Consider the following 13,566-nt stretch of genomic DNA (forward strand, 5'->3'; position numbering starts at 1 on the left):
ATTTTAGCATCAGCCCGCAGGGACAGGACTCTTTTTTGCCGCTTCATCGTTAAAAATAAACGCTTAGAATGACTAAACTTATTATTTTTAACATCGAATCGCCTAAAAAATAGTCGCTGTCAGTGCCATGGTCGAATGTTCTACACGCCCAAGTATCAGTCGACAAAATTTGGTTGCAAATCTGCTGGCAAATTGCAGTATATTTTGTTATAAAAGTGTCAATGAATAACGCATTTGTACATGTTTTGTGATGTTGGGTGTATTTATCCCAAAAACACGAAACATGTCATACTTATTCAGTAGTAAATAAATGGATTTTGTACATCATCGATACTCTATCAGCTGTTATAAAGGACAACACATGTCTTGGTCTGTAGCGCGCTCTTATCGTCTAAACACTGTGTCGCACGCGGTTACTGTTGCTTTATTTTGCGCATGTGGAACAGCCCTACCATCAACTGCACAGGCAGCCACGCTAGGCACAGTACAAGTACATTCTGCTCAAAACGAGCCTTTGTCTGCCAGCATAGCCGTTAGCGATGTCGATGTTGCTCATTTTTCTGCGTATTTGGCAGGTCATGGACTCTACCAAGAAATGGGGTTAACGCCCAATCCGACAATTAATGCCCGTTTTGTCGCTGACTCTTTAACACAGGGTCGCATTGTCATTAGCAGCACGCAGCCGATTGCGATGCCCTTTGCAGATATTGTTTTGACGCTCAATAACAATGGTGACCGTGACATCCTACCAAAGACGTTGTTGATGCCATTACAGCGTCCTGCATTGATGCACACCCCGCTCATGGTGCAAAACAGCGCGCCGCCAGCACTGAATGCTACGCCGACGATTGGACGACCAATAATACAACAAACAACAGCCCCCTTATTGGCGCAGCAGTCCAATACCGTAAAACCGCTAAGCGTGATTGTGAGCGATGTCATGCCGCCCATGCCAAATGCGGCCAGTACTAATATTGACAAAGCACCTTTATTGGCACAGCAAACTTCGACGCAGACGCCACTTATAGTAACCAAAACCTCTGCTATGCCGCCGATGCCAAGCAAGGTTATCTCTAATCCAGCGTACCCTTTGGCTAATGCATCGACCCTATTAGCGCAGCAACAAGCGCCACAAAATATTCAACCGATTACGATGCAGCAGCCTGTCCGTCTAGACAGTGCGTTAGATAAAATATTGACCACCACAGCAAATACGAGCGTAAAAACAGCGCAAGCGTCTGTCGTGCCTCAGCCCCTACAGGTACAAAGAGTGACTGCCCTACCCGCACTACCAAACAGTAAGACAAGTTTAGATAACACGCTCCTTTTTGCCAAATCGACGACAAACCCACCGCAAAATCTCAAAGCAACAGCTGCTACACCTATTAGCGAGCATGCGCATAAATTACCAGCAGCGACCGAAAGCATCAAAGTACAAACCAAACGCCGTATAGCGCCAAAAGTGATAAAAGAGACAACATCAACACCGAATCTACAAGCAGCGACTCACACAGCTTCGCCTGTGGTGAATATCGAAACCACACGCCGTATTACACGTACCAGCCTGCCTAAACCACCTGTATTTTTGGATACCGCCGATAATAGTATCGCGCGCACCAGTACCCATGATATGCTAGATGATGCTGTGTTGACTGACTTAGCAGACGTTAGCCAAACGGTAGCACGCTTGCAAACCCCCAGCACATGGTCAAACTCTACGCAAAGTCATACAGCACCCTTAATCAAAAACCAAAAAGCTATCGAGCTTAACGCTCATTTACAAGAATTAAGAAATTAATAGCCGCTATCAGGGAATCAAGCGGTCCTCTCTAAGATACGCAGGCGCGGGAGTTTTTATGGATACTATGTTATACCTCGTTGTAGGATTGGTCGTTATCGTTGGCATTGCTTTTGTGGTCATGCGCGGTAAGAATAAATCAGCACAATCACAAACGCCCGCCACTCATCAGCCAAGCAGTACTACGAATCAGCGTACACCGCCTGTTGCATCCGAACCTGTCACAAAATTTGATAATGAAACTGTGGCGCAACGTTTTATCGACCAACAGCGTTATGATAAAGCCATTGAAACTATTGATCGTGGTTTGGCAGCCAATCCAGCAGACAGTACCTTGTTACTAAAGCTATTACATGTATATATTGCAACTGAGCAAACAGATGCCTTTTATCAAACCTATGCCAAATTAGAAAGACATGCAGACCCTGTCACCATGGTACAAGCGCAGCAGCTCAAAGCCGAGGTTGACCGTGAACACGCGCCCATGGACACCGTACCGACCACAGCCAATCCAAACGCAGCGGCTGTGGAAGATACGCCTAGATTTGGTGATTTTAATTTTGAAGTTGAAGAAGATGCACCCGCTACGCCTGTGGCTCGTACGGAGCCAGCGCCTAGCACTCTAGCGACGCCTGAACCTGCGCCTGGCGCTCATCAAAATGATGACGCCTCGTTTGATCTATTTCTAGACGATTTAAACAGTACCGCAACGAGCAGCGCGACAACGTCAGAGCCACAACCAGAGCAAACTTCTGCTGCGCCTGAACCTCAATCTGAGCCTGAGGACGATTTTGGCTTTACATTAGATGGCTTAGAAGCATCATTAACGCCTGAAACGACTAATGAGCCTGCACAACCTGTTGAAGAAGTCAAACAAGAAGCGCCAGTAGATACCGCATCTGTATCGACTACTGCTGCCAAGGAAGATTTGGACTTTGACTTTGATAGCAATGTGCATTCGCCCACTAGCCCCACATCAGACCTGCCAGCCGCTGATACGCCGCTTAGCAGCGAAAATCCCGATGATCAAAAGGGTACTGTCGATGATGACTTCACACTAGACTTCGAATCATTATTACAAGACAAAGATGATAATGAGTCTACATCAGAAGATGTCGTCCCAAATCATACTGTTGAAACGGTGACAAACGACGAAGCAAATCAAGCTCCACAAGAAACAGCTAAGCCACAAACGCAAACACCTGTAGCCGCCAGTACAACAAAAGACAGTACCAGCGATGAGTTTGCGGACTTTAACTTCTTTGAAGATACATCAGCGCCTGAGACAGCAAACGCTAGCAATAACGATCTTGCCTTTGATGATGACGGTGCTTTAAGCCTTGATATAGATGGTGCAGAGACTGACGCAGACGAAACGATTGATTTTGGCATCACTGAAGCACCCGTGGTTGAAAACGAAGCGCCTGTCGTTGACAAAACACCTGTATCTAAAACAGATGATGCGCCGATGCTGTTTGATGACGACTTTGATTTTGATGCCTTTGAGTCAGCCACACTAGGTATGCCTGTCGCAGATGATACCACGCCTGTTGAAACCACACCCATAACCGAAACGGCTCCTACAGACACCAGTCTGTTACCACCAACCGATGATGAATTTGACTTTGTCAAAAATCTAGACAGCAATCAAGTAACGCTAGAGCTTGCAGAGCAATATCTCAGCATTGGTGAATATGATGGCGCTAAGCACTTACTCAATGAAGTGTTGGCACAAGGCAATAGCGAGCAGCAGCAGCAGGCACATACGCTATTGGCACGTACTGCTTAATATCATTAATATGTAATGTACGATTGGCTCAATGTTTGTACTGTTTTTTCTTTTGATTTGTCAGACGTCTTGTAAGCAGAATTGCTTATAAGGCGTTTGTGTTTTTATTACGGTCATTTTATGAAGCGACATTCTACTGATTTAACCTCACCTACCGACGTTCGACTTATCTATGCAGGCGGTACTTTTGGCAGTTACGGACAGCCTTTAGCACCGTTAGACACTGACATTTTTTTACCTGTATTACAGTCACTTTTAACCGATGATTTGCCGCGCTTTTCTTGGCTTGATAATCCTTTAATTAAAGACAGTAGTCAGCTGCACGCTTTAGACTTTACCCATTTTTATACGTTAATTTTAAATGCGTATGCTACAGGTCAGCGCCAATTTGTGTTGATTACCGGCACAGACACGCTCAGCTATTTGGGCGCTTTTTTGGCAGAAGCTTTTGCTGGCAGCGATATCTGTATTGTCTTAACAGCCAGTATGCGCACGCTGCTAGACAGCACCATTATTCATGACTATCAAAAGGATGATGACAGCGACGCGTGGGACAACTTTACCGCCGCATTGCGTTTGGCAGCGTATGCCGAGAGCGGCGTACAAATCTGCTTTGGCGGTGAGGCGTGGCCTGCACAAACGGTACAAAAAATTCATAGCCATGACTTGATGGCTTTTACAGGTCACACGCGTGCAGCCTACCCTGCCAGCAGCTATGTTAAAGACTTGCCTACTGCACGTCGTCAGCACTGGTTAGATGACCGTTTAGCTGCACTTGTAGATATGACTACACGTGCAGCAAATGCTCGTGTACAGGCTATTTATTGCTTGCCTAACGATGCCGACGTTTTGCGTCAGCAGTTGGATCATTTGGCTGATAAGCCGCCTTGTGGCATTATTATTTTAGGTTTTGGTGCGGGCAATATTCCCAAGTCCGAGGCGCTGGCAGCCGCTTTAGAGCAGGCTTATGCACAAGGACACATGGTCGTGTGCGCTAGCCAGTGCGCCTTTGGTGGCGTGAGTGCCAGTTATGCTGCGGGCAGTTGGCAGTATGCACATCATGTCATCGCAGGTGAGCGCCTCACTATTCCTGCTATTTATGCTCGTCTGTTGTGGCTACATATCCATTTTGATACGCCTGCGCGCCGCCGTCAACGCTGGCGCTATACGGTCACTCAGGGCTCAAACGAAAAGCGCTAAGTCCTTTTTTATCCATTGTTTTTACAGGTGACTGACTATGTCAACGTCTACGGCAGCCCCTGAGCCAATACCAACATATACTTTGGCAATCGCGGTTGAGTTTTTGGGGACGAACTATCGCGGCTGGCAGCGCCAAAAAGAAGTGACGGGCGTCCAAGCAGTATTAGAAGACGCCATTGGCAAGGTCGCCAATGAGACGGTAGAAGTGGTTGCTGCTGGGCGTACCGATGCCAGCGTGCACGCCAGCAATATGATTGCTCACTTTGTGACGCGAGCCTATCGCCCGACCCACAATTGGCTACGCGGGGTTAATAGCTTACTGCCCGATGATATTGCGCTGCGCTGGATTCAGCCGATGCCTGAGGATTTTCATGCGCGCTTTAAGGCCATTGCCCGCCGCTATCGTTATATCACGCTCAATCAGCCACAGCGCCCTGCGATTTTAAATCACCAAGTCACGCACATTCATGAGCCGCTTGACTTGCCCGCGATGCAACAGGCAGCAGCGTATATTACAGGCACGCATGATTTTAGCAGCTATCGCGCTGCCGCCTGTCAGTCCAACCAGCCGGTACGTACGGTCAGCCATGCGCGTCTTTTTCGGCACGGCGCCTTTATTGTCTTTGACATTCAAGCGGATGGCTTTTTACACCATATGGTGCGTAACCTGATGGGCACCTTGTATGCTATTGGTCGCCATGAATTAAAGCCTGAAGACTTTTTAGAGATTTTAGCCAAAAAAGACCGCACCATTGCGCCGCCGACCGCGTCAGGAGATGGCTTATATTTTATCAACGCCTATTATCCCGAAGAATATCAACGCTTATTACCCAACGCTCCTTTAACGCCTGTTTGGTTGAACCTACCTGATTGATATACATAACCATTACACGCTGTCAAGTAAAAATCAGGTTTTTGTTGCATAATTGGCAGAACTTGCGTATAATATCGGCTTATTTTTCTACTGATTGAAAGAGATTATGGCAAAAAAAGACGATATTATCGAATTTGAAGGTGAAGTTATCGATACTTTACCCAACACGCTATTTAAAGTCCGTCTAGAAAACGGTCACGAAATCATCGCGCACATCTCGGGCAAGATGCGTAAGCATTACATCCGTATTTTGACAGGCGATAAGGTAAAAGTCGAAATGACACCTTATGATTTATCAAAGGGTCGTATCACTTACCGCGGTAAAAACTAATTTTTATCTTGGTCAGTAGGTTGGTCATTGGTTTTTATCAATACGCATAACAATACTGACAATCCATTTTGACATGTATTGCCAAAAACGCAGTGTTCATGATGGGCGTTTTTGATAAGACTACCAATCCCTTTATAGTAAAATACCGCCTACTACTGGGCGGTATTTTTTTGTCTATGACTTACTGACTAAAGAAGTGCCCTACTATTTAAACTCAACGGTAGCGCCATCCTCTATCGTGCCCAATAGCGCGAGCGCATCCCAGTTAGTCAGACGCACACAGCCTGCCGAAGCTTGACGACTGATACGTTCGGGGTCAGGTGAGCCGTGGATGCCATAAGAAGGCTTCGTTAGACCAATCCATACGATACCAACGGGGTTATTCGGTCCTGGGGAAAGGATTGATTTTTTGCCCGCGTCACTGGTATATGTATAGTTGGGCTTATGGATTTTTACTTTAACTTTATGTGTGCCTGTAGGTGATGGCGTTGCGGTGCTGCCTACTGTGGTTGGGTAGCTGGCAACCATATTATCATTAGCATCATATGCGTACAGGGTTTGCGCGGCTTTGTCGGCGACGACGCGACTGACAGGCGTGGTATCTGGATTGCCAGGATTATAAACAATGATAGTCTCGCCTGCTGCAAAGTTGCTGTCGGGATTCAAGGCTTTTAGATAATCGGTGTCCATATGAAACTTTTCGCCCAACGCTTCAAGCACGCTTTCATAGTACATGCCCTCTAGCTTAGCCTTTTCTTCTGCCCCACTTGGAATTTTGGTGGTTTTGATATTCACATCATTATCAGTCAATTGATAATTCACCAATACAGGCTGATCGATCAATGCGCTGTCTTGGGTTAATGCTTTCCACGTCTCCGTATTCATACTGTCGGTTACAGGCAGATTGTTGGCTTCTTGAAAGGCTTTCATCGCCTTGATGGTATTTTTACCCCAGCGACCATCGACCGCGCCTACGCCATGATGATTCCAGTTTAATAGCGCTTGGATTTTTGTACCTAGGTTTTGGTCAATTTTGGCGCTTTCTGTCCATGTAGACTCGTTGGCTTTGGTGGCGCGCTCAGAAAGGTTGTCGGTATTGTATTCGAGAGAGGGTAACAATTTATTCAGCTCATTTTCGGTTTTGCTGTTGCCCTCTAATTGCTGACTGACGCCTTGCTGGTTAATACCACGCGTTACAGGGCTGATGTCGTCACCATTTTCGATGAGCGTTTTATCAATATCAGCAGGCATTTCACTATCGGTATTCATGTCTTGCTCAGCGTTCATTGCGGCATTGTCTTGCGACATATCACTGCCATTATTCATATCGTTTTGATTAGCAGCTGCTTGAGTATCCGTAGTCGTTTGCGCTGTAGTGTCATTTGCAGATGGCTGCGCATTGGCATCATCACTACCGCCATTACATCCTACCAATAAAATTGCGCTCGTACCCATTGCCAGCATCACTTGGCTTAATTTATTCAATTTGTACATGATATCTCCTCAAATCTGTAATGGCTCAATTGTGCTGCGTAGCTATTGTATTTTGTGTATTAATGCAGCGCACTGAGCTTTTAGTTATGTCAATATGATGCCATAGCGGTAGGAAGTGCGTTGACGGCTTTGTGTTACCAAGCATAGGCAGTTGCCATGAGTTTGTTAAAGATTGGTAGCCAAGTTCGTGTTTGTTTACATAACTGTGGCATAACCATAAAAAAACCCCATCTGCCAATTCAACAGATGGGGCTTTGCATATCGTCGAGGAATGCGTGCTTTATTGGCTTATAGCTTTGCCAATACCGCTTCACCCATTTGTTTACAGCCAACTTGGGTCAAGCCTGCTTCAGTGCTATCCAAAATATCGGACGTGCGCAGACCGTCATCCAACACCTCACTGACCGCCTGCTCAATCGCTTGCGCAGCGGCTTCTTGTTTAAAGGTATAGCGCAGCATCATAGCAACTGACAAAATGGTTGCCAGTGGATTGGCTTTATCTTGACCTGCGATATCAGGTGCTGAACCGTGGCATGGCTCGTACATGCCTTTACCTTGTTCATCAAGACTTGCTGATGGCAGCATACCGATAGAGCCTGTCAGCATCGCCGCTTCATCAGATAAAATATCGCCAAACATATTGCCTGTGACCATAACGTCAAACTGTTTAGGGTCACGAATCAACTGCATGCAAGCATTGTCTGCATACATATGTGACAGCGCCACATCATTATAGTCGGCTTGCTGCATCTTAGTGATGGTTTGCTTCCACAATTCAGTCACTTCTAGTACGTTGGCTTTGTCTACAGAGCAAACGCGCGCTGGGTTGCCTGAAGCCGCGGCGCGAGTTTGCGCCAGTTCAAAGGCGACTTTACCAATGCGCTCAATTTCGCTCGTGCTATACACCATCGTGTTATAGCCTTGCTCTTCGCCGTTTTCTAGCGTACGGATACCGCGCGGCTGACCAAAATAAATGCCGCCCGTCAATTCGCGCACAATCAGCAAATCTAAACCTTTAATAATCTCAGGCTTGATGCTCGATGCATTGGCCAGCTGTGGGTAGAGCTTCGCCACACGTAAATTGGCAAATAAATTTAGCGCACTACGGATTTTTAATAGACCACGCTCTGGACGCTTGCTGCGCTCAATCGTATCCCATTTTGGGCCACCGACTGCACCCAAAAGTACCGCATCGGCAGCGCGGGCGCGCTCTAGCGTCTCATCTGGAAGCGGCTCACCTGTGGCATCAATCGCGACGCCGCCGATTAGCCCTTCTTCTAAAGTTAAGCCCAAATCAAAGGTTTCGTTGACGCGTTTTAGTACTTGTACGGCTTGGGCCATAATTTCAGGGCCAATGCCATCGCCTGCCAATGTTAATACGGTTGCCATAAAAATCCTTGTTGTTCTTTATAAACAGTTAAAAGTAAAAAGATTAAGATAAAAAATAAATCAGCAGTGAATGCACGGTATCTGCGGTCATTGTTATGCTAAAGGCACGCGCGTTTCGATAAACTCGCCTTGATGCTCAGGGTTCATCGCCTTACAAAAATGACGCAGCACTTGCTGATTATGCAGCAAGTCCACGCACAATGGATCAGGTGACGCCGTATCCAATAAGCTACCGCTGCCTGATGAGCGCTTACGGTAGGCTTTTAGCTGATATATGCCCGAATCAGTAAACTCATGAATCATTGCAAAGCGTTCGGTATAGTCTGTGTTGGGCTCTGGATAAAAATTTACATGTACTTCTCGTTTTTTAGGCAACATACGTACATAATAGTTATTTAACATCAGCATGCCTGACACGCCTGCCAACGTAGTTTTTACCATTTGCTTATTATTCAATGGGCTTGGCGCAGCATTATTAGATACAGGCGTTTCCATATTACGCATCGGTGTATGGGTATCGGCATTAATAATCAACGTTTTATCGACTTGCGTAAATTCGCAATGGTACGTCCCTAAGCACGCCAAGGTTACTTCGCCAGCTATCGGTTTTAAGGTAATATCATTTGCCCAAGTCTGATTTGACGCTTGACCCGTCGTTTGCGACCCTGACAAAACCTGACAACCTGATATGCCGATAACGGCACTGCTAATAACACCTGCAACAACCCAACCACGTGGTATCTTTATCATGACGATGACTACTATAAAGTAAAAAAGCGATGAGAGAATAAACGGTTATAAATAACCTCTAATCCAGCAAATACAATATCTGTCCATTTACTAAAAAGCATACCGAGCTGTTTAAAACCTATTTATACAATAAGCATTTTAGAACCCTATGAGGTTGTTTATAGCTCTCATAGGCAGATAAATGTTTTGATTATTAGAATGACAGTTATTCTATCCACTTCACCGTCATAACTCAACGCTTACGCCCTACCCAAATACGACCAAAGGCCGCTATTTGAGTATGAGCTGAAGACAATGGTAACTTTAAGCGTGTACAGGATTAAAAATCCATGGTGTCTTTTGTTGCATGGTTGCTTCATAGGCCTTGATGGCATCGCTTTGTTGCAGCGTTAAGCCAATATCGTCCAAGCCATTTAGCAAGCAATGCTTACGAAACGCATCGATTTCAAACGGATAGCGTTCACCTGTTGGCGTGATGACGACTTGTGCTTCTAAGTCAGCAGTCAAGGTGTAGCCTTCTTCTGCAATGACCGCTTTCATCAGTTTATCGACGATGGCTTCATCAAGTACGATGGGCAGCATGCCATTTTTAAAGCAGTTGTTATAAAAAATATCGGCGAAGCTTGGCGCAATCACGGTACGAAAGCCATATTCTGACAATGCCCAAGGCGCATGCTCACGGCTTGAGCCACAACCAAAGTTTTTACGAGTCAATAAAATGATCGCGTCTTTATAACGCGGTTGATTCAGAACAAAATCAGGATTCACTGGACGCTTGCTGGCGTCTTGACCTGGAAAACCCTCATCCAAATAGCGCCACTCATCAAATAAGTTGACGCCAAAGCCTGTACGCTTGATAGATTTTAAGAACTGTTTTGGAATAATTTGGTCGGTGTCCACGTTTGAACGATCAAGGGGACACACGATACCAGTTTGAATGTTATAAGCTTGCATAAGACATCCTATCGTTAATAAGAAAAGATAAAAATCAGCCGCGTCGGCATAAAGCGCGCTATGCACGCCTTATGCGCTACCGATTAAAACGTGCGCACATCCACAAAGTGACCTGCGATAGCCGCTGCTGCCGCCATTGCTGGACTAACCAAGTGCGTGCGGCCGCCATTGCCTTGACGTCCCTCAAAGTTACGGTTTGAGGTTGAGGCGCAGTGCTCTTGTGGCAGTAGTTTGTCTGCATTCATCGCAAGGCACATTGAACAACCTGGCTCACGCCATTCAAAGCCCGCTTCGGTAAAGACTTTATCCAATCCTTCAGACTCAGCTTGCAATTTGACTTGCCCTGAGCCTGCAACCACGATGGCTTCTTTTACACTCTCAGCCACGCTACGGCCTTTAATGACTGCGGCCGCGTCACGCAAATCTTCGATACGTGAGTTGGTGCATGAACCAATAAACACTCTATCAAGCTGAATATCAGTAATCTTTTGTCCTGCTTCTAGACCCATATAGGTGTAGGCGCGTATCCAGCCTTCTTTTTGGGTGTCATCAGCAGCCTGTTCTGGCGTTGGCACAGACTCTGTGACATCGACGACCATCTCAGGTGAGGTACCCCAAGAGACTTGCGGTGCAATCGCGCTGCCGTCCATTTCGATAACGGTATCAAACACAGCGTCCGCATCTGAATATAGGGTACGCCAATAGGCTTCTGCGGCGTCCCATTGCTCAGGCGTCGGTGCATATTTGCGACCTTTAACGTAATCAATGGTGATGTCATCGACAGCGACCATACCGACGCGGGCGCCCGCTTCAATCGCCATATTACAGACGGTCATGCGCCCTTCCATGCTCATCTCTTCAAACACTTGACCTGCAAATTCAATCGCATGACCTGTGCCGCCTGCCGTACCGATACGAGCGATAATGGCCAGTACCACGTCTTTTGCCGTCACGCCAGCGCCGAGTTTACCTTCAACACGGATTTGCATGTTTTTCATTTTCTTTTGGATCAAGCACTGCGTCGCCAATACATGCTCAACTTCAGAGGTACCGATACCATGAGCCAAGCAGCCAAGTGCACCGTGTGTCGCGGTATGTGAATCCCCGCAAACTACTGTCATACCAGGCAATACCAAGCCTTGCTCAGGGCCGACCACGTGCAAAATGCCTTGGCGAGCGTCATTGATGGTAAATTCAGCAATGTTAAATTTTGCGCAGTTTTCATCTAAGGTAACGACCTGCAAACGCGATACTTCATCTTTAATACCAGATACACCTTCAGAACGCTCAGCCGTCACGGTTGGTACGTTATGATCAGGGCTGGCGATATTTGCAGACAAGCGCCACGGCTCACGATTGGCAAGCTCTAGACCTTCAAATGCTTGCGGACTGGTCACTTCATGCAGCAGATGACGATCGATATAAATAAGGCTTGAACCATCATCACGTTTGCTGACTTCGTGGGCGTTCCAAAGTTTGTCGTATAAAGTCTGACCAGCCATAATCTTGTCCTTGTTTTGGTTGCTATTGACGTGTAGGCGGCTCATCTAAGCACAACACGTGGTGGCGATGTATAGGAAGCACATGCATGATAGATATCAGTACGCATCTATATAATAGATAATAGTTATATAGTAAAGCCAAAATAAAAATGATATAGCGTTAAAAACACACTGTATAGACCTATCGTTATACGTCATAAAGCGCTTATGCTTCTATATTAGCAGACACCTATCTTATAGATATCGCTCTGTACTCAATAATCAAGCCATAATGACCACACCTTGAAGTCACTCGGCATTAAAATAATTAGGCGTTGAAAAGTTAAGTGGATGTCTTGTGATTATAACAGCCTAATCCTATAATAATAATTGATGATTTTTATCTGTTAACAAACTTTTTTTTCTGTTTTAGATAGATGAAATCAATATTTTCTTATTGACCATATATTGTCGTGATTTTATGTTTTAGGGCAATCGCTGAGTAATCGGCTAAGGATATCGGTGTGAATACAACCAATTTAACGACGTTTGTGACGGTAATGCAGACTGGCAGCATCTCAGGCGCGGCAGAAAAGCTGTTTATTACTCAGCCAGCAGTCAGTAAGCGCATTAAAAACTTAGAAGATGAATTTAATATCACACTGTTTGATACCGTTGGTCGCGGAATTGTTCCGACTCAAGCCGCCAATGAAATGCTGCCCCACGCCAAGCGCTGGCTAGAAGATTATAAAAACTTTAAAATCAATCTACAAAACAATCGGCAAACCGTCTCAGGCAAATTAGTCATCGGCACCAGTCATCATATTGGTCTGCACCACCTTGCACCCGTCCTCAAACACTTTATACAGCAGCATCCTGCCGTGCAGCTTGAAGTTCATTTTGTCGATTCAGAAGAGGCGCATAAAGCGGTACTTGATGGTAATTTGTCTTTGGCCTTTTTAACCTTGCCGCCAATTTATGACAAGCGTTTAACGTATCACACGCTATGGTCAGACCCGCTTTATTTTATGACAGGCGCATTGTCGCCTTTAGCCAAAAAGACCAACGTGACCTTGGAGCAGTTAGCGCACTACCCTGCTATCCTACCTTCTGCCAATACCTTTACCAGCCAAATTACCTTATCTGAATTTGCCAAACACAACCTAAAACCCTACGCCACCATGAGTACCAACCCACTAGAGTCTATCCGTATGCTGGTCTCTATCGGTCTTGGTTGGTCGGTGCTGCCACAGACACTTATTAGCCAAGATTTAGAGCGTATTGACATGGCAGATAATATTGAGCTGCAACGTTATCTCGGTGTGGTTATCAATCCAAAACTGACGCCTTCTAGCAGCGTGGCGGCGTTGTTAAAAATGCTTTCGCCTATCACCTATGCCTCTGAAACTACTGCTTAGTAACTCTCTTGTAGCTTGGTTCGCAATCGAATTATCGATACGTTATAATGCCGTTTACTTTGTATCTATAACATGTTGTTACTAGAGA

General features: G+C 45.8%; 11 protein-coding genes. 6 read left to right on the plus strand and 5 right to left on the minus strand.

Going from position 1 to position 13,566, the window contains the following annotated elements; all coding sequences use genetic code 11:
- The first annotated feature begins 361 nt into the window (after nt 1–361).
- The 5 genes from JIE71_RS02035 (at nt 362) to infA (ending at nt 5,992) form a co-directional block, all read left to right on the plus strand.
- Nucleotides 362–1,798: a FimV family protein gene (locus JIE71_RS02035; RefSeq protein WP_199507064.1), complete on the plus strand. Its 1,437-nt coding sequence runs from the start codon at nt 362–364 to the stop codon at nt 1,796–1,798.
- 58 nt (nt 1,799–1,856) lie between these two features.
- Nucleotides 1,857–3,587 (plus strand): FimV/HubP family polar landmark protein, encoded by a 1,731-nt coding sequence (locus JIE71_RS02040; protein WP_199507065.1) that lies wholly within the window; start codon nt 1,857–1,859, stop codon nt 3,585–3,587.
- Nucleotides 3,588–3,707: 120 nt separating this feature from the next.
- Nucleotides 3,708–4,787, plus strand: coding sequence for an asparaginase domain-containing protein (locus tag JIE71_RS02045; RefSeq protein ID WP_199507066.1), 1,080 nt, complete (start codon nt 3,708–3,710; stop codon nt 4,785–4,787).
- Nucleotides 4,788–4,824: 37 nt separating this feature from the next.
- Nucleotides 4,825–5,661, plus strand: a complete 837-nt coding sequence (gene truA, locus JIE71_RS02050) for a tRNA pseudouridine(38-40) synthase TruA (RefSeq protein ID WP_206767377.1) — start codon at nt 4,825–4,827, stop codon at nt 5,659–5,661.
- Between the two features lie 106 nt (nt 5,662–5,767).
- Nucleotides 5,768–5,992, plus strand: a complete 225-nt coding sequence (infA, locus tag JIE71_RS02055) for a translation initiation factor IF-1 (protein ID WP_169391838.1) — start codon at nt 5,768–5,770, stop codon at nt 5,990–5,992.
- 204 nt (nt 5,993–6,196) lie between these two features.
- Here the strand turns inward: infA and JIE71_RS02060 are convergent, their stop codons facing one another.
- From JIE71_RS02060 to leuC, 5 genes are all read right to left on the minus strand, one after another.
- Entirely contained in the window at nt 6,197–7,486 is a 1,290-nt protein-coding gene (locus JIE71_RS02060) for a L,D-transpeptidase family protein (protein ID WP_199507067.1), read from the minus strand.
- 288 nt (nt 7,487–7,774) lie between these two features.
- Nucleotides 7,775–8,875, minus strand: coding sequence for a 3-isopropylmalate dehydrogenase (gene leuB, locus JIE71_RS02065; RefSeq protein WP_199507068.1), 1,101 nt, complete (start codon nt 8,873–8,875; stop codon nt 7,775–7,777).
- A 93-nt stretch (nt 8,876–8,968) separates the two neighbouring features.
- On the minus strand, nt 8,969–9,625 hold the full coding sequence (locus JIE71_RS02070; protein WP_199507069.1) for a hypothetical protein: 657 nt from the start codon (nt 9,623–9,625) through the stop codon (nt 8,969–8,971).
- Between the two features lie 303 nt (nt 9,626–9,928).
- Nucleotides 9,929–10,579 carry a 3-isopropylmalate dehydratase small subunit gene (gene leuD, locus JIE71_RS02075; RefSeq protein WP_199507070.1) on the minus strand — a complete coding sequence of 217 codons (651 nt, stop codon included), beginning with the start codon at nt 10,577–10,579 and terminating at the stop codon, nt 9,929–9,931.
- Between the two features lie 83 nt (nt 10,580–10,662).
- A complete protein-coding gene (leuC, locus tag JIE71_RS02080; RefSeq protein ID WP_199507071.1) occupies nt 10,663–12,081 on the minus strand; it encodes a 3-isopropylmalate dehydratase large subunit in 1,419 nt (472 codons plus the stop codon).
- A gap of 503 nt (nt 12,082–12,584) precedes the next feature.
- Between leuC and JIE71_RS02085 the strand changes: the two genes are divergently transcribed.
- Nucleotides 12,585–13,478, plus strand: a complete 894-nt coding sequence (locus JIE71_RS02085) for a LysR family transcriptional regulator (RefSeq protein ID WP_199507072.1) — start codon at nt 12,585–12,587, stop codon at nt 13,476–13,478.
- Nucleotides 13,479–13,566: the final 88 nt, after the last annotated feature.

It is taken from the genome of Psychrobacter sp. bablab_jr014, from assembly GCF_016464015.1.
GTDB lineage: Bacteria > Pseudomonadota > Gammaproteobacteria > Pseudomonadales > Moraxellaceae > Psychrobacter.